At 36.9% G+C, this 17,325-nt stretch carries 15 protein-coding genes and 1 tRNA gene; 14 read left to right on the forward strand and 2 right to left on the reverse strand.

Going from position 1 to position 17,325, the window contains the following annotated elements:
* The first annotated feature begins 71 nt into the window (after positions 1-71).
* The gene (locus ACF3OB_RS08180) at positions 72-3,557 is read left to right on the forward strand and encodes an efflux RND transporter permease subunit (protein ID WP_392447401.1); all 3,486 of its coding nucleotides are present in this window, start codon (positions 72-74) and stop codon (positions 3,555-3,557) included.
* Positions 3,558-4,357: 800 nt separating this feature from the next.
* Here the strand turns inward: ACF3OB_RS08180 and ACF3OB_RS08185 are convergent.
* Positions 4,358-4,430 (reverse strand) — tRNA-Met (locus tag ACF3OB_RS08185).
* 310 nt (positions 4,431-4,740) lie between these two features.
* On the opposite strand from ACF3OB_RS08185, the gene ACF3OB_RS08190 reads away from it, so the two are divergent.
* The 5 genes from ACF3OB_RS08190 to ACF3OB_RS08210 all read left to right on the forward strand — a co-directional run bounded on the left by ACF3OB_RS08190 (position 4,741) and on the right by ACF3OB_RS08210 (position 8,105).
* Positions 4,741-5,304 carry a Maf-like protein gene (locus ACF3OB_RS08190; RefSeq protein WP_392447402.1) on the forward strand — a complete coding sequence of 188 codons (564 nt, stop codon included), beginning with the start codon at positions 4,741-4,743 and terminating at the stop codon, positions 5,302-5,304.
* Between the two features lie 113 nt (positions 5,305-5,417).
* Positions 5,418-5,858: a 2TM domain-containing protein gene (locus ACF3OB_RS08195; protein WP_042010572.1), complete on the forward strand. Its 441-nt coding sequence runs from the start codon at positions 5,418-5,420 to the stop codon at positions 5,856-5,858.
* Positions 5,855-6,358: a dihydrofolate reductase gene (locus ACF3OB_RS08200; protein ID WP_095893488.1), complete on the forward strand. Its 504-nt coding sequence runs from the start codon at positions 5,855-5,857 to the stop codon at positions 6,356-6,358. Before ACF3OB_RS08195 ends, ACF3OB_RS08200 begins: the two co-directional genes overlap by 4 nt.
* Positions 6,355-7,203, forward strand: coding sequence for a prephenate dehydratase (locus ACF3OB_RS08205; protein ID WP_392447403.1), 849 nt, complete (start codon positions 6,355-6,357; stop codon positions 7,201-7,203). The genes ACF3OB_RS08200 and ACF3OB_RS08205 overlap by 4 nt, the downstream gene beginning before the upstream one ends.
* A gap of 59 nt (positions 7,204-7,262) precedes the next feature.
* On the forward strand, positions 7,263-8,105 hold the full coding sequence (locus tag ACF3OB_RS08210) for a prephenate dehydrogenase (RefSeq protein WP_172913858.1): 843 nt from the start codon (positions 7,263-7,265) through the stop codon (positions 8,103-8,105).
* A gap of 16 nt (positions 8,106-8,121) precedes the next feature.
* Here the strand turns inward: ACF3OB_RS08210 and ACF3OB_RS08215 are convergent, their stop codons facing one another.
* On the reverse strand, positions 8,122-9,078 hold the full coding sequence (locus ACF3OB_RS08215; RefSeq protein WP_042010564.1) for a lytic transglycosylase domain-containing protein: 957 nt from the start codon (positions 9,076-9,078) through the stop codon (positions 8,122-8,124).
* A gap of 195 nt (positions 9,079-9,273) precedes the next feature.
* Between ACF3OB_RS08215 and ACF3OB_RS08220 the strand changes: the two genes are divergently transcribed.
* The 8 genes from ACF3OB_RS08220 (at position 9,274) to hisS (ending at position 17,232) form a co-directional block, all read left to right on the forward strand.
* Complete coding sequence (locus tag ACF3OB_RS08220) at positions 9,274-10,011, forward strand: type III pantothenate kinase (protein WP_042344059.1); 738 nt, start codon at positions 9,274-9,276, stop codon at positions 10,009-10,011.
* A gap of 28 nt (positions 10,012-10,039) precedes the next feature.
* A complete protein-coding gene (locus ACF3OB_RS08225; protein ID WP_042347992.1) occupies positions 10,040-11,323 on the forward strand; it encodes a membrane protein in 1,284 nt (427 codons plus the stop codon).
* A gap of 22 nt (positions 11,324-11,345) precedes the next feature.
* Positions 11,346-12,692 (forward strand): tetratricopeptide repeat protein, encoded by a 1,347-nt coding sequence (locus ACF3OB_RS08230; RefSeq protein WP_042010578.1) that lies wholly within the window; start codon positions 11,346-11,348, stop codon positions 12,690-12,692.
* Positions 12,693-12,695: 3 nt separating this feature from the next.
* Entirely contained in the window at positions 12,696-13,262 is a 567-nt protein-coding gene (lptC, locus tag ACF3OB_RS08235; RefSeq protein WP_042010558.1) for an LPS export ABC transporter periplasmic protein LptC, read from the forward strand.
* 198 nt (positions 13,263-13,460) lie between these two features.
* Positions 13,461-13,643: a hypothetical protein gene (locus ACF3OB_RS08240; RefSeq protein WP_095911901.1), complete on the forward strand. Its 183-nt coding sequence runs from the start codon at positions 13,461-13,463 to the stop codon at positions 13,641-13,643.
* 71 nt (positions 13,644-13,714) lie between these two features.
* Positions 13,715-14,185 (forward strand): IPExxxVDY family protein, encoded by a 471-nt coding sequence (locus tag ACF3OB_RS08245; protein ID WP_042347989.1) that lies wholly within the window; start codon positions 13,715-13,717, stop codon positions 14,183-14,185.
* A complete protein-coding gene (gene pyk, locus ACF3OB_RS08250) occupies positions 14,179-15,630 on the forward strand; it encodes a pyruvate kinase (protein ID WP_042010550.1) in 1,452 nt (483 codons plus the stop codon). The genes ACF3OB_RS08245 and pyk overlap by 7 nt, the downstream gene beginning before the upstream one ends.
* A 225-nt stretch (positions 15,631-15,855) precedes the next feature.
* Positions 15,856-17,232 carry a histidine--tRNA ligase gene (gene hisS / locus ACF3OB_RS08255; RefSeq protein ID WP_392447405.1) on the forward strand — a complete coding sequence of 459 codons (1,377 nt, stop codon included), beginning with the start codon at positions 15,856-15,858 and terminating at the stop codon, positions 17,230-17,232.
* Positions 17,233-17,325: the final 93 nt, after the last annotated feature.

Consider the following 17,325-nt stretch of genomic DNA (forward strand, 5'->3'; position numbering starts at 1 on the left):
TTACTATGTTTCAAGACAAAAGAACATAAAAAAACAATTATAATTAAAAGAAATAAAACCCATATCATACTATGAGTAATATCAAAGATAAAGAGTTCAAGATGTCGTCTTGGGCAATTGACAACAAATTCACGATTTACGTGATGATTTTTATCTTTTTCCTTGCCGGAATGCTGGCGTATATGAATATGCCTCGCGAGAGTTTTCCGGAAATTAAGGACACGAAGATTTACATCAGCGTTGTCTATCCCGGAAATACCGCCGAGGACATCGAAAGGCTGATTGTTGACCCGTTGGAAGAGAAACTCAAAGGAGTCAGTCACCTGAAAAAAATACAATCCTCCTCGCAGGAAGATTACGGAATGATAACGCTCGAATTCACCGAGAAAATCACCATCGAAAGTGCTTTGCAAAAGGTAAAAGATGAGGTGGATAAGGAAGTGTCAAGCGAAGATTGGCCTACATTCAACGGGGCAAAGGTGGAGCCTAATGTATTTGATATTACTATTTCGGAGTTTATCCCTATTTTGAACGTAAACATTTCCGGAAACTACCCAACCGCCAAGCTCAAAGAATTTGCCGAGCAGATGCAGAAGAAAATCGAAAATCTGCCCGAAATAAAAGAAGCAACCATTCGCGGAGCACAGGAAAAAGAGGTGGAAGTTGCCATCGATATGTACAAAATGATGGCTTCGCGGGTAAGCATTGACGATGTAATCAATGCCATCAGCCGAGGGAACGTAACAATGTCCGCCGGAAATCTTATCTCATCGGGGCAAAGACGCACCATACGAATGGTCGGGGAAATTGAGCAACCTACCGATTTGAAAAACTTCATCGTGAAGTCGGATAATGGTGTGGTTTTCTTGGGAGATATCGCCGAAGTTTCTTTCCGAGATAAGGACAGAACCACTTACGCCCGTGAGTTTGGGCAAGGCGTGGTAATGCTCGACGTGAAAAAGCGTTCGGGCGAAAATATGATTCAGGCAAGTGAGAAAATCAAGGAATTAGTAAACGAAATGAAAGATGATTTCCCGAAAGACCTATCGATAACCATCGCTAATGACCAATCACAACAGACCGAAAATATGGTCAGCGACCTCAGTAACAATGTGATTTTCGGGGTGTTCCTTGTGGTGGGCGTACTGATGTTCTTCTTAGGTTTCCGCAATGCGTTGTTTGTGGGATTTGCCATCCCGATGTCGATGTTTATGTCCTTTATGATTATCAATGCTTTGGGCTATACGCTCAACACGATGATTCTCTTCGGACTTATTATGGGACTGGGAATGCTTGTGGACAATGGAATCGTGGTAGTCGAGAATGTATTCCGATTGATGGAAAAAGAAGGAATGAGCCGCTATGAAGCAGCGAAGGCAGGCATCGGGGAAGTCGCCGTACCGATTATCATTTCCACCTTAACCACCGTAGGAGCGTTTTTGCCTTTGGCAATGTGGCCTGGCATTATGGGGGACTTTATGATGTACTTCCCTTTAACGCTTTCCATCGTGTTGGGATCGTCGCTCTTCGTGGCAATCTTCTTCAACTCGATGTTAGTATCCGAATTTATGGACATTAAGGAGAAAGTACTCAGCGTAAAACAGCTGGTAAGGATCAGTATATTACTTTTCGTCATCGGAACGTTCATAATACTGGTCGGGGGAGCCGTACGCGGCTTAGGAACGGTGATTTACTTCACGATTATTTCACTATGGGCGTACAAATATTGCATCAAAGGGCTTGCGGATAGTTTCCAAAAGAAAGTACTTACAAGAATGGAGGATATGTATGAGAAAACCCTTCGTTTTACACTTCGCGGGAAGAATCCGTATTTGTTGGTGGCATCTACTTTTGCTTTGCTAATCGTTTCGTTTGTGTTATTTGGCTGGTCGGTAGGTACGGGGCGTACGAGCATAAACTTCTTCCCCGATAACAAACCGAACCAAATCATCGTTTACATCGAATATCCTGAAGGAACGGACATTGAAAAGACCAACACCGTAACCCAAGACATCGAAAAACGAATCTATGCCCTTTTAAACAGCGACCAATACAAAGACAGCGATTACAACTTTATGGTGGAATCGGCGGTGGCACAAGTGGGCGAAGGAGCGGGCAATCCGTACACTGACGGAGCTTCATCGGCAGAGATGCCCAATCGTGGGAAGGTTACCGTAACGCTTCGGGAGTTTAAATACCGTCGTGGGCAAGATTCGGAAGAGCTTCGTGCGAAAATTCAATCCGATTTAAGGGGCGTTTACCCCGGGGTTTCTATTTCGGTTGAAAAAGACCAAAACGGACCGCCTGCCGGACATCCGATAAACATCGAACTTCGGGGCGAGGACTACAGCCAACTGATTGTTACCGCCGAACATATGCGCGATTTCATCAAACAGAACAACATTGCAGGCATCGATGAGCTAAAAATCGACGTAAACAAGAACAAACCCGCCATAGAGGTGGAAATTGACCGTGTAAAAGCGGGCGAATTGGGTGTTTCCGTGGGACAGATTTCCAACCAATTGCGTCGTTCCGTATTCGGGGAGAAAGCAGGCGTTTACAAGGAAAAAGGCGACGATTATGATATTTACGTTCGCTTTAATCAGGCAGACCGTTACAATACCAATGTATTGTTCAACCAACATATCATTTTCAGAGATGCCACCACAGGAGAATGGCGACACGTTCCCGTTTCTTCCGTGACCAAATACAAAAACACTTCGTCGTTCAGCACCATAAAACACAACAAAACCGACCGTGTGGTAACGCTTTATTCGGCTTTAAGTCCCGGATTTAGTGATGCAAGTGCCATCGTAAGGCAAATTCAGCAGGAAATGAAAAACTTCGACCTCCCGCAGGATATCAAAATCGATTTTACCGGACAGATTGAAGAACAAAACAAAGAAATGGCTTTCCTTTCAACAGCGTTGCTTATTGCTGTGGGATTGATTGTATTCCTTTTGGTGTATCAATTCAACTCAATAGTAAAACCAACACTGATTTTCATCACCATACTACTAAGTTTCACGGGGGTTTTCTTAGGGCTGATTATCACGGGGCAACCTTTCGTTATTCTGATGACGATGATGGGAATCATTTCCTTGGCGGGAATTGTGGTAAATAACGGAGTGGTATTGCTTGATTATACGCAACTACTCATCGACCGCAAGAAGGAAAAAATGGGCTTGGCGGTGTACGATAAAATAAACAACGAAGCGGTTTACGATGCTATTGTAGCGGGTGGGAAGGCACGTTTGCGTCCTGTTTTGCTTACTGCTATTACCACCGTACTGGGGCTAATACCTCTTGCCATTGGGTTTAATATTAACTTCTTTACGCTATTTGATTCACTAAATCCGAATATTTACTTCGGAGGAGATAACGTTATCTTCTGGGGACCATTGGCGTGGACGGTTATCTACGGACTGGTATTTTCAACATTTCTTACGCTGATTGTCGTTCCGGTGATGTTCTACCTGACTTCAAAATTTTCAAACCGCTTTGGAAAGGTTTACAAACAAGATAACGAAGGAAATACAATTCTGGTAGAGAGATAAAAGAAAAAGAGCCAAGTATCAAGGGGACAAGAAACAAGTTAAAAGGATAAAGATTTGTACTTTGAGTTTTAAAAACCACATAGATAGATTAAAATAGACTCGAAATTATATGCCTATGTGATGGAATAAATTATCGGTAATAATCTAAAAATGAGCGCATTCGTAAACTTTCATTTTGTAATAAGAGGTTGAAAGTTAAACACAAAAAATCCAGTAGTTTTTATCGAAACTGCTGGATTTTTCTTTTTTGAGTACTTTTATTGACTTTGAAGTCTGAGGAAGGAACAGCACTCTGTAATAATTTTCGCACCCGCATATACACTCTAAAGGATTTTACCCCTATCACCAATATTGATGGACTTTCCCTTTGCATAGTAAATCGGTAATTTAACATAAAAGCAAGAAAGTAGACAAAGGTAGAAATATATTAAATTTTCCATCATGATTGGTAACATATCGCCCCGCTCTCCAATGACACAAGATTTTGTTTCATTCTTAAAAGATCACGAGACCATCCCTTTAGAACTATTGTTCTTATATACCGTATTAATAGCAAAAAAAATAAGCAACAATACAAAAATAATTGAGAAAGTTCCACAATAGAAACAAAAATCACATGCCGAAGATTGGATAATTTCCTTGGAAACTACCATACTTCCTTATTTTTGAACGAAGTAACTTTATCAGAAAGTTAACTTTACTTCATTTTAACCGAATCTCCAATAGTTGTCCCAATTTTGTCTCAATGGTAAAAAAACAAAGCGTAATAAATTGTTTATCAATTTATTACGCTTAAAAAGTAGCGGGAACAGGACTCGAACCTGTGACCTTCGGGTTATGAGCCCGACGAGCTACCTACTGCTCTATCCCGCGATTTCTGAGTGCAAATATACAACCTTTTTTGATACATCCAAAAAAAAAGTGATTTTTTTATTTCATGCATCACCAAGTTATATAGAAAAACCTGATATTAATGATATTTCTCTCTAATGTATAAAGTCCTAATTATGAATGCATTAATTAAAAAATCATTTTGAAGAGTAAAAATTTGGAGAAGATATTTCAGTAGCATCATTCGGTTAAGTGAATTTTTAGTGAGTTCCTCTAACCTTTTATTGCCTTATGAAAACTTCATTTCAAAACATTTTTATATTTTTGCGACTAAATAACACTTCATGTAATAATGAAAAAAATCATTTTAGCATCAGCGTCTCCTCGTCGTCAACAATTTTTTAATGAACTCCATTTGAACTATGAAATCGTTATAAATCCCGTTGATGAAATTTACCCTCAAAACTTGGTTCGGGAGCAGATTACTAATTTTTTAGCTGAACTGAAAGCAACACCTTTTAAAGACACCTTGAACGATGATGAAGTTGTAATCACCTCCGATACTATTGTATGCATTGAAAATCAGGTATTAGGAAAACCTAAAAATTATGAAGAAGGTGTTGCTATGCTTCAATCCCTTTCAGGTAGACAACATGAGGTTATCACTTCGGTATGTTTCACTACTACAAAAACTCAAAAAACGGTACATTGCACCACTAAAGTTACTTTCAAAACTCTGTCCAAAGAAGAAATAGACTTTTATCTAACAAACTATAAACCATACGACAAAGCGGGAGCCTATGGGATCCAAGAATGGATAGGTTACATTGGTGTGGAAAATATTGAAGGTTCGTACAACAACGTTATTGGACTACCTACGCATTTGGTTTACAAAACATTACAAGAATTACTTTAACACAAAAGATACGCAACAGTTTCTGAGGACAAGTATCTTAAGACAAAAAATATGTTAATTAATTTGCTAAGAATAGATTAAGTTGTACTTTTGAAACTCTAATTATATCAGTTATGGCAGAAAATATCAAAATCGACACCAATCAACACATTTTGTTTGAGGAAGCTCAAAAGCGCATCAAACAAAAAAAAATGCTTACATTCCACTTTTTTGTTTTTATCTTGGGATGTATCTTCATGTACGTAATTAATCGTATTTTGGATTATGGCATCGCCTACAATTGGTATATTTGGGGTATTATGATCTGGACGTTTCTTTTTTTACTACATGTGATTAACGTTTTCCTTATCAACAGATTTATGGGCAAAGAGTGGGAGCGTAAACAACGTGAACGTTTGGTAGAGTTACAGCAGAAGAAAATCTTAAAGATGGAAGTTGCCATAGAAAAAGAATTCGAGAAGCAAAAAGAACAAGTCGCAAAAGAACTCCTGAAAGAACAGAATACAAATCTTGAGCAAAACATTTCTTCTGAACAAAATACGCAAAGAATATGATAACACTCATTGCAGCGGCTTCTGAAAACGATGCCTTAGGGAAGAAAGGAGATCTACCTTGGCATTTACCCAAAGATTTTAAACGTTTCAAGGAATTGACCACAGGACATTGCATCATAATGGGAAGAAAAACTTTTGAAACCTTCCCGAAACTACTTCCAAATCGCACTCATATTGTCATCACACGACAGAAGGACTACTTTGCCAAAGGTTGTATGGTGGTTAGTACACTCGAAAAAGCAATTGAAGAAGCTTATCAATTGGATACTTCGCCCTTTGTGATTGGAGGTGGAGAAATTTATAATTTAGCATTACCCTTAGCCGACAGGATTGAACTAACAAGAGTACACGCTTCATTTGAGGATGCCGATACGTTTTTCCCAAAAATAGACATAAATGAATGGGAAATAGTCCATTCTCAACATGTTGAAAAAGACCAGCAACATCAATACAACTTTACTTACGAAACTTACGAACGAAAAAAGAAAAACGCAAAATGACACCAAAAGTAGCTATTCAGGGGATTAAAGGTTCTTTTCACTACCAAGCTGCCACGGAATGTTTAGGACAAAATATTGAGATTGTTGAGTGCAATTCTTTTGATAAAACGGTAAAAAGCCTTTTGAATAATTCATCTGATTTGATTGTAATGGCTTTAGAAAACAGTATTGCAGGATCTATCCTACCTAACTATGCGTTGATTGATCGCTTCCAGTTGCATATTATCAAGGAACATTACATTGATATTCAACAAAATTTAATGATGTTTCCAAACCAAAAATGGGAGGATTTACAAGAGGTTCACTCCCATCCTATGGCTCTTTTGCAATGTAAACAATTTTTTGAGGATTTTCCAAACATCAAACTTGTAGAAGACACTGACACAGCATCGACTGCACGTCGTATTAGAGAACAAAAACTAAAAAACATCGGAGCAATCGGCTCAAAATCAGCTGCTGAATTGTATGGTTTAGAAATCATACAATACAGTATTCAAACGATGAAAGTCAATTCTACTCGATTTGTTGTGCTGAGTCTTTCTGAAAACAAAACTGAGAAAAGCAAACTAACGAAAGCTTCCTTAAAGTTTCAGGTCGACCACAAACGAGGAAGTTTGGCAACGGTGTTGAATGTTATCAGTGACTGTAACATCAACATGACCAAAATTCAGTCATTACCAATTATTGAAACTCCTTGGAAGTATGCTTTCTTTGTAGATATTATTTTCGAAAAATACGAAGATTTTGAAAAAGCCTATAAATTGTTATCCATCATGGCGGAAAATTTCAGGGTTTTAGGAATTTACGAATCAAAAAATACAAATATCTCAAACATAGGTAATTAATATAAAGTTGTGGGTAAATATTATTAGGTCTACAATCTGCCTTTACAAAAAAGAAAAAAATGAACAAAGCTGTTATCATTGGTTTAGGACTCATTGGCGGGTCTATTGCATTAGAACTACGAAAACGATGTGGCTATACCCTTTGGGGTATAGATGCTAATCCTACACATATTAACAAAGCTATGGCATTAGGAATCATCGACAATGAGGTTGATTACGAAGCTATTAAAGAAGCTGATGTAGTCATCATTTCGGTTCCTGTGCACATCACTCCGCAAGTGGTTGCGAAAGCATTAGACTACGTAGGCGAACAAACCTTAGTATTTGACGTAGGTTCGGTGAAGGAACGAATCTGTAAGCATGTTGAAAATCACCCAAATAGAAGTCATTTCGTAGCTGGACATCCTTTAGCAGGAACTGAATTTTCAGGGCCAGAGTCTGCTGTGTACGACCTTTTTGACGGAAAAGTAATGGTTTTGTGCGACACAGAAAAGAGCCACTGGAAACATTTGGATAAAGCGATTGAAATTTCTAAAAAACTGAACATGCGAGTAAAAATGATGCCTGCTCACGATCACGATTTACACGCCGCTTATGTATCGCATCTTTCACACGTAATTTCTTTCGTATTGGGACAAACTGTGTTAGATATTGAACGCAACGAACAACAAATTTTCGATATGGCAAGTACAGGTTTTGCATCGACTGCACGGTTAGCTAAAAGCTCACCAAGCACATGGAGTCCTATTTTTTTAGAAAACAAAAAACATGTGCTTAGATCACTGGAGGAGTACATCAAAAACCTTCAAAACTTCAAACAACTTATTGAAAATGAAGATGATGAAAATCTTAGAAAAACCATAAAAGAAATCAACTACATTAAAAAAGTACTACAAAAATAGACTCAAATCCAATATTTTATCTCTTAGGAATTTTGATGTAGTATACTTTTCCGGATTTGTTTTCCAACTTTCGGCTACGGAGCCACGAATTGTGGAGTTTTAGTTCTTTATAAGTGATATTATGTTTCTTTGCAAAATCCGTTAGATCTGTGATTGATGTATCAACCTTGACACTGTAAGTCGGTACTTCATTGTAGAGGTGTCTGGCTTCAAAATTAAAACCGTATTTCGCTGGATTCTTCATAATTTCTTTCACCGCTAAAATTCTAAAAACATAACGAGATGTTTCCGAATTTAGCCACAAATCGTAATAATCAGTTGTTTGCTGAGCATTCATCTGATTTTTCATTCCCGAAATTCCGGCGTTGTAGGCCGCAGCAGCCATTGTCCAGCTTCCTGTACTTTCTTTTGCCTTTTTTAAATAATCACAAGCTGCCTGAGTTGCTTTCTCCACATGATAACGTTCATCAACATTATTATTAACTTCAAGTCCATGTTCAATAGCAGCGGGTTTCATAAATTGCCAAAATCCACTTGCTCCTGAAGGAGAAACTACATCCATAAGACCACTTTCAATCAAAGCCAAATATTTGAAATCATCAGGGACATTGTTTCGTTTGAGAATCGGCTCAATAATTGGAAAATATTTATTGGAGCGTTTCAAAAACAGCAATCCATTTGATTGCCAGTACGTATTTACCAAAAATTCTCTGTCCAAACGTTCGTACACGTCAGGAATTTCAATAGGAACACGCTCCCCAGCAAAATCAAGAGAAGTAGGCAAATCAATAGCGTAAACGTTATAACGCTTTTCTACGTTTTGGGCGTCATACCCTTTTGATATATCGTATTGCGAATAATCTTCTTGCTGAAAAATATTATTTTTATCTTGCTTAACTGCTACGGCATTAATCAGAAAGCCGGACATAACAACAATGGCTAAGCAATAAAAAGAAGTACGAATAATTGCCATATTGATGGATTTTTTAAAGTTGAGTACAAACCTAACACTTACAACCGGCAAATTTCTTACTTTTTTTCGTATAAAAAAAATGGAAAACCAAAATTATTTCAGACGGTGAATTTAAAAAAACACAAAAAACGTCCATTTATATGATTATATTGTTTACTTTTGCAAACTAGGTTTACATCAAATAACGATTTTGCGATGAATTTAATCATTGATCAGGGGAATACGAAAATAAAGGTAGCCTTATTTGAAAAACAAACCCTAATAGTTAATGAGGTTTTTTCGGATGTGGACTATGCTGAAAAAATCAGCAATATCATTGATAATCATCCTATAAAAAAAGGAATTGTTGCTTCAGTGGTAAAAGATGCTGAAAGTCGTTATTCATTTTTGAATGCTAAAATACAACAACTTGTGTTTGTAAACTCCGAAACTCCAATGCCCTTTCTGAACGAGTATGCTACTCCAAAAACATTAGGTGTGGACAGACTCGCGTTAATGGCAGCGGCGGTCAATCAGTTTCCTAATCAGAATGTATTGGTCATTGACGCTGGAAGTTGTATTACCTTTGACATGATGACTTCTGAAGGTGTGTACGTTGGAGGAGCAATTGCTCCTGGAATACAGATGCGATTGAGAGCCATGCATGAATTTACGTCAAAACTACCTCTGATAGAGCAACAAAACTTCGACATTAGCCATTTTATTGGAAAATCGACAAGGGATTGTATGCTATCGGGTGTGTACCACAACGTGGTTTGTGAAATTGAGGGTGTTATCGCTCGATATGAGCAACAATTTAAAAATTTAACGATAATTTTAACAGGGGGAGACCATCTTTATTTGGTTGAAAACATAAAAAATCGGATATTTGCAAAATCTTTTTTTCTGTTAGAAGGATTAAACGCAATTTTGGAACAAACAAAAGAGAGATAGATACGAAAAAAAAGGATTTTTACTCAATATGAACAATAAAACAATAGCTTTTATCTTTGCACTCGTCACGACCATTTCTGGGGTCTACGCTCAACAAACTATTGAATCTCCTTACTCCTACTATGGAATTGGAACATTGAATACTGATGGCAGTATTGAAGAAAGCCTTATGGGGGGCATAGGAGTTTATGCTGATAGTACGCGTGTGAACATGCAAAATCCTGCAACATTAGCAAAATTGAAGTTTACCGCATTTTCAGCAGGTTTATCATTCGACACAAAAAAAATAGCTTCAAATCAAACAAGTGTAAAAAGTAAAGAGACTTATGCCAATTACGTTTCATTAGGATTTCCTATTGCTGAAAAATTGGGCTTCTCCATAGGTTTACGACCTTATTCATCTGTAGGATACCGATTGTTATCAACTCAAACCACTAACGGAGTCATTCGAAAAAATGAATTTGAAGGCATTGGAAATGTAAACCAAATGTTTGCCTCGGTAGGCTACACGGTTTACAAAGGTTTACGTGTTGGGGCTTCGTTCAAATTCAATTTTGGAAAAACTGAAATGACTGATAATCTAGCAATTTCAGACGTACAATACGTAACAAGGGAGTACAGCCAATCAGTACTAAGAGGTTTTTCAACAAATTTGGGATTGTTCTACGACGGTAAATTTGATAACAAATTAGGATATAGTCTCTCTTTAGCGTATACACCTGAGAGCAAATTGACTTCAAAAAATGAAAGAACCATCTCAACGATGGGATATATGGGAGGAAGTCAAAACAATAGTTTAAACGTAATAGACTCACAATCAATAGACTTATTGAATTTAGGCTTGAAAGAAACCAAATTAACGTTACCTACACAAATCGATTTTGGGGTGGGCGTAGGCGAATTTCGAAGATGGTTCGTAGGGATTGATTACAGTTATTCCAATATGAAACGTTTCTCAAATCCGTTCTTAACAACAACCCAAGTTGGTTATGAAGATGCGTACAAACTATCAATAGGAGGTTTTTACCTACCTCAATTCAATTCTATATCAAGTTATTGGAAAAGAGTCACTTACCGAGCTGGGTTGCGTTTTGAGAATACAGGAATTGTATTAAAAAACGAATCAATTAATGATTTTGGCATATCTTTTGGAGTTAGCCTCCCCGTAAGAGGATTTTCTAATATCACAACAGGATTTGAGTACGGCAGAAAAGGTACGCTAAACCAAAATTTGATCAAAGAAAATTACTTCAACTTAAAAATAGGATTCACCTTGAATGACAAGTGGTTCCAAAAAACGAAATATCAATAATAAAATAAAAACAGACGAAAAGATGAAAAAAAGAGTTTTATTAGCTACTGCATTTGTTGTAAGCGCTTTCTATGTAGCAGATGTTCAAGCACAAGACTGCAAACAAGACCGCGAAATTTTACAAAATCTTTCCATATTTAACGAGGATGTAAAAGCGAAGAGATATGACGACGCTTATCCTGTTTGGAAATCAGTTTATGAAGCATGCCCAAACATAAACGCTGCTGTTTACGTGCGTGGTGAAGCTATTCTAAAACACAAAATCCAAAAATCAACAGGAGCAGAAAAAGATGGTTTCGTGAAACAATTGGTTAAGTTGTACAATGATTACCTTACTCATTTTCCTAATCGCATCACAAAAGCAGATGTTTTAACGAGAGAAGCCTTACTACTTTTTGATGAAAAAATAGGTTCTAACCAACAGATTTACGAATTGCTTCACAAAGCGTTTACTGAAGATAAAGCTAATTTTAAAAATGAAAAAGCATTGTACCTCTATTTCTCATCTTTGGTAACCATGTACGAAAGCAACGAGAAATCATTACAAGATGTATTTAACACCTATGATGATGTGAGCGAAAAAATTCAAGATGAGAAAAACATTTTGTCAGAAACTATCAATAAATTCATAGCTCAAGAAGAGGCGGGAACTATTGACGGAAAAGATAAAAAGGTTTTAGAGACTTCACGTCAGCGTATGGATAACTACGAAACCATTGGAGAAAGTGTGGATGCTAAGTTAGGTAAATTAGCGGATTGCGATAACCTAATCCCTCTTTACAACAAAAACTTTGAAGCAAACAAAGAAAACGAGGAGTGGTTGCGTCGTGCTGCCGGAAAAATGTCTGATAAAGATTGTACAAGCGATCCTTTATTCGTGAAAATCGTAAGTTCTCTACATACTTTATCTCCTTCAGCAGCATCTGCTTATTACTTAGGAGTATTGAATGACAAGAATAAAAACTCTGCTAAAGCTATTGAATACTATAACGAATCAGTTCGTTTGGAAAGCGACAACCTTAAAAAGGCAAGAATATTAACTAAAATTGCCTTTAAATATTCAAAAGCAAATGCAGTAAGATATGCACAAGAAGCTTTGAAATACAATCCTTCAAATGCTGATGCCTATCGAATAATTGCAAACGCCTATGCGGAAAGTGCTAACGAGTGTGGAAACTCTTCATTTGAGAAAAGAGCTATCTATTGGTTAGCTGCCAATACAGCTCGCAAAGGAGGATTAGAAAGTTTAGCGACTCGCTATGAAGCCTTAGCTCCTTCAAAAGTAGATATTTTCGAGTCTGGAATGGCAGGTAAAACGATTACTTTCAAATGTTGGGTAGGTCAATCAGTGAAAGTGCCTTCTTTGTAAAAAATGATTAACAAACGATTACATAAAATTAAAAGTATTGCCGTACTTGGTTGTATGGCAATACTTTTTTCGTGTACTACCGATTTGCGAACCCTACAAGAACTGAATATTACCCATAAATTTCCTCAGGGTGAAATTTATGATTTCAAATTAATTTATACGGACTCAACTAAAGTGATAGCCGTTTTGAGTAGTCCCTTGAGTAACGATTTCTCTAACCAACAATTCCCTTTCACTGATTTTCCAAGCGGATTGCAGGTTGATTTTTTCGATAAGGATAACAACAAAAATACGGTAGAAGCTAAATACGGAATTATCTACATGAACTCCCAAATGGTTGAGCTTCGAGACAGCGTGGTTCTGACTACCTACGATGGAAAAAAATTAACCACCGAACAATTATTCTGGGATCAAAAAACGGATTGGATTTTCACCGACCAAGAGTTCTCTTTTACCGATCATAAAAAAGGGACGGTTACTAAGGGAGTTGGAATGGACTTTGACAAAGCCTTTTCTACCGTAAAAGCACATAAAACCACTGGAGTTTTAGCTGTGGAAGAAAAGGAATAAATATTTTCTTTGATAACTTCACCGATTTTAGTTGAACATCAAAAAAAATCACCTCCTTTGAAGAAAAAACTCAAAATAGATTTGTAATTAATATATAATTAAACAGTTTGTATTAAAATCACTGAAAAATCTGATCAATAAACTCGAAAACTAGCATTTTAAGCTCTTGCTAAAATCAAAATAATCATTTAAAAAAACATGAATACACGAATATTTTTTGAATACGCTTATCTGATTATCAGCATTTACGCTGCTTTTCAAGCATATCGCCTTTGGGATAGTACCGATACAAAAGACTTTTATATGTACCTCATTTTTGGAGTAGTTGCCTTTGGGATGTTTCTTCTGAGACGATTTACTCGTAAAAAAGGAAACAAATAGTCAAATATTTGTTAAGGATAGGTATATCTTTCGATTATTTTGTATCTTTGCATCTCTAAAAAATAGGCTTTATGGCTACTTATAAATTGTCGAATGATTGGTTCGATGACACATTTAAATTAATTGCCATACATACTACTTTGGAAGATTTTCGGCTAGTTTATTTCTTAAACAACCACCTAAAAATCAATCTTTCAAGAAACAAAAAAAAGAAAATTGTAAATGAACAAAATTCAGTGCCATTTCCATATTTTGAATGGTATGACGAACTGTCGGACGTGAACTGGCATTGCATCTCCAATAAAGTAAATGTAGAAAATAACATAAAAGATAGCGGACTCTTGTTTGATTCCTTGTACACGGCTTCCTACCTATTGAAAGATAAGAAAAAGGTAGATTTTTTTCTAAAAATAGATTGTGACAATCGTTTTAAAACTCAAAATGTTTTGGACAAGGTAAATGAAATCACGCAAGTAATTGCTTATGAGATAGATACATATACATTAAATACAAAAAACAAATTAATACTTCAAGGATGTTAAATATTAAAAAGACAAAAATAGTCGCTACTTTAGGACCTGCAACGGATTCCTTAGAAACGATTAAAGCGATGGTGGAAGCGGGTGTGAATGTGTTTCGTATTAACTTCTCACACGCTGATTATGAAGAGGTAAAGAAGCGTATCGGACTTATCCGTACGGTAAATGAGGAATATGGGTACAACACAGCGATATTAGCAGATCTTCAAGGGCCTAAACTCCGAGTGGGAGTAATGGAAGAAGGGGTTTTTGTAGCTCCCGACGACAGAATTACTTTCGTTACAGGAGAGCCTTTCGTTGGCACAAAAGAGCGTGTGTATATGAATTACAAAGAGTTTCCGAATGATGTGAATCCAGGTGAGCGCATTTTACTCGACGACGGAAAACTTATCTTTGAAGTAGTTTCTACTAATAACGTCAATGAAGTGGAAGCAAAAGTAATCCAAGGGGGAATCTTAAAATCTAAAAAAGGTGTAAACCTTCCTAATACAAACGTTTCATTACCTGCATTGACCGAAAAAGATGTGAAAGATGCTTTGTTTGCCATTACCCAGGACGTGGATTGGTTCGCCTTATCATTTGTTCGTCACAGCCGAGACATTCAGGATTTGAAAGACTTGATAGCTGAAAATGCAGGATATAAAATTCCGATTATCGCAAAAATTGAGAAGCCAGAGGCTCTGGTAAATATTGATAAAATCATGGCGAATTGCGATGGTATAATGGTGGCTCGTGGTGATTTAGGAGTAGAAATCCCTGCCGAAGAAGTACCTCTAATTCAAAAAGAATTGGTTCGTAAAGCAAAAATCAATCACATTCCTGTGATCATCGCAACGCAGATGATGGAAAGTATGATTTCGAGCTTAACACCAACTCGTGCTGAGGTAAATGACGTAGGAAATTCCGTAATGGATGGAGCTGACGCTGTGATGTTATCGGGGGAAACCTCCGTAGGGGCATATCCCGTACAAGTGATTGAGCAAATGAGCCGTATCATTCACAGTGTAGAACATTCCGATTTAATTAAAGTACCAATGATTACTCCATTTGTACGTTCTAATCGTTATGTAACGAACTCTATCTGTTTCCACGCAGCAACAATGGCTAACGAAATGAACGCCAAAGTAATTTCGACATTAACAAATAGTGGCTACACTGCAGGATTGATTTCTTCATATAGACCCAAATCTCACATATTAGTATTCACATCAAACCGACGTATTTTAACCCGACTAAGCCTATATTGGGGAGTAACTACGTTCTACTACGACCGCTTCGTTTCAACGGATGAAACTATTGAAGATGTGAACCATATCGCTAACGAAAAAGGATATGTAAACATGGGTGACATTATGATAAGCCTTGCAGCAATGCCTATTCAAGGAAAAGGAATGGTAAATACTTTACGGGTATCTGAAATTGACTCATGTGCGATTAGAACGAAATAAAAACTTTTTCGTTAAATGAAAAAATAAGAAATGCTAAATGCTTTAAAAGGGACTTTATACCTTTTTAGTTAGCGTATCTGTAAATATACAATAGGGATTAGTTAAATTAGTTAGCTAATCCCTATTGTACTTGTATGAATTAACTTCCTAAATTATTAAAAAAGTGATTGGGTAAAATTAAAATTTTGTAACTATCTTTGTCGCTGATTTATACAAAAAACGATTATGGCAGCACAAAAACCAAGCATACCAAAGGGTACACGCGATTTCTCGCCTACGGAATTGGCTAAACGATATTTTATTATCGATAAAATAAGAAACGAATTTACCAAATTTGGATTTCAACCCATTGAGACACCAAGTTTTGAAAATTATGACACTCTTATGGGAAAATATGGAGAGGAAGGTGATCGTTTGATTTTCAAAATTTTAAACTCAGGGAATTTCGCCGAAAAAGTAGATCCTTCCGATTGGGAAACCAAAAATGTAACAAAACTCACTCCTCAAATTTCTGAGAAGGCTTTGCGTTATGATTTAACAGTACCTTTTGCTCGGTATGTAGTACAGCACCAAAACGACATCACGTTTCCGTTCAAAAGGTACCAAATTCAACCTGTTTGGCGTGCCGACCGACCTCAAAAGGGACGTTTTCGTGAGTTTTACCAATGCGACGCCGATGTGGTAGGAAGCAACAGTCTTTGGCAAGAAATTGAATTCGTACAGCTTTACGATAGCGTTTTTACACAACTGAATCTCAAAGGGGTTACCATTAAAATGAATAATCGCAAAATTTTGAGTGGATTTGCGGAAGTAATTGGAGAAAGTGAAAAACTCATTGATTTCACTGTTGCTTTAGACAAATTGGATAAGATAGGACAAGAAGGAGTCATCAATGAAATGCTCTCAAAAGGGATTTCGGCACAAGCTATTGAAAAAATAAAACCTATTTTTCATCTTAAAGGAGATTTCTCTCAGAAAATCACAACTCTAAAAACTATCTTACAAACTTCTGAAATAGGAAAAAAAGGCATTGAAGAACTCGAATTTATTGAAAAATCAATCTCGGTTTTGCCGCTACAAACGGCTTTTTTAGATTTGGATGTAACTTTGGCACGTGGGTTAAACTATTATACAGGAGCTATTTTTGAAGTTGCCGCACCGAAAAATGTAAACATAGGTTCCATCGGAGGTGGAGGTCGATATGACGATTTGACAAACATATTTGGACTGAAAGGCATCAGCGGTGTAGGAATTTCATTTGGTTTGGACAGAATTTGTTTAGTCATGGAAGAACTAAATTTATTTCCTTCGGAAATCAGTGAGACAGTGGATGTGCTGTGTGTCAATTTCGGAGAGCAAGAAGCTTTGCAAAGTCTGAAATTAATACAACAGCTTCGAACATTGGGGCTAAAAGCCGAATTATACCCAGAGAGTGCGAAAATGAAAAAACAAATGGATTACGCTAATAAACGTAATATTCCTTACGTGGTAATCATAGGAGAATCAGAACTCGAAAAAAAATCATTTGTAGTGAAGAACATGCAAACGGGTGAACAGTTCGAACATGGATTCAACCAAGTTAGCATCTCTACTTTCAAATAAACTTAATTTTTCAGTAGATACCAACTCAAAAAGGTATTTTTGAAACAAATAAAATAGAGGCTGACCTTTTTCGGGTCAGCCTCTATTTATTGA

Origin of the sequence: Capnocytophaga canis (genome assembly GCF_043187445.1) — a bacterium.
GTDB classification, from domain to species: domain Bacteria; phylum Bacteroidota; class Bacteroidia; order Flavobacteriales; family Flavobacteriaceae; genus Capnocytophaga; species Capnocytophaga canis.

Coding starts and splice junctions, on each gene's coding strand:
- ACF3OB_RS08225 (WP_042347992.1), top strand. CDS start 10,040: ATGAACAATAAAACAATAGCTTTTATCTTTGCACTCGTCACGACCATT.
- ACF3OB_RS08210 (WP_172913858.1), top strand. CDS start 7,263: ATGAACAAAGCTGTTATCATTGGTTTAGGACTCATTGGCGGGTCTATT.
- ACF3OB_RS08195 (WP_042010572.1), top strand. CDS start 5,418: ATGGCAGAAAATATCAAAATCGACACCAATCAACACATTTTGTTTGAG.
- ACF3OB_RS08205 (WP_392447403.1), top strand. CDS start 6,355: ATGACACCAAAAGTAGCTATTCAGGGGATTAAAGGTTCTTTTCACTAC.
- ACF3OB_RS08215 (WP_042010564.1), bottom strand. CDS start 9,078: ATGGCAATTATTCGTACTTCTTTTTATTGCTTAGCCATTGTTGTTATG.
- ACF3OB_RS08190 (WP_392447402.1), top strand. CDS start 4,741: ATGAAAAAAATCATTTTAGCATCAGCGTCTCCTCGTCGTCAACAATTT.
- ACF3OB_RS08180 (WP_392447401.1), top strand. CDS start 72: ATGAGTAATATCAAAGATAAAGAGTTCAAGATGTCGTCTTGGGCAATT.
- lptC (WP_042010558.1), top strand. CDS start 12,696: ATGATTAACAAACGATTACATAAAATTAAAAGTATTGCCGTACTTGGT.
- ACF3OB_RS08245 (WP_042347989.1), top strand. CDS start 13,715: ATGGCTACTTATAAATTGTCGAATGATTGGTTCGATGACACATTTAAA.
- hisS (WP_392447405.1), top strand. CDS start 15,856: ATGGCAGCACAAAAACCAAGCATACCAAAGGGTACACGCGATTTCTCG.
- ACF3OB_RS08200 (WP_095893488.1), top strand. CDS start 5,855: ATGATAACACTCATTGCAGCGGCTTCTGAAAACGATGCCTTAGGGAAG.
- ACF3OB_RS08220 (WP_042344059.1), top strand. CDS start 9,274: ATGAATTTAATCATTGATCAGGGGAATACGAAAATAAAGGTAGCCTTA.
- ACF3OB_RS08240 (WP_095911901.1), top strand. CDS start 13,461: ATGAATACACGAATATTTTTTGAATACGCTTATCTGATTATCAGCATT.
- ACF3OB_RS08230 (WP_042010578.1), top strand. CDS start 11,346: ATGAAAAAAAGAGTTTTATTAGCTACTGCATTTGTTGTAAGCGCTTTC.
- pyk (WP_042010550.1), top strand. CDS start 14,179: ATGTTAAATATTAAAAAGACAAAAATAGTCGCTACTTTAGGACCTGCA.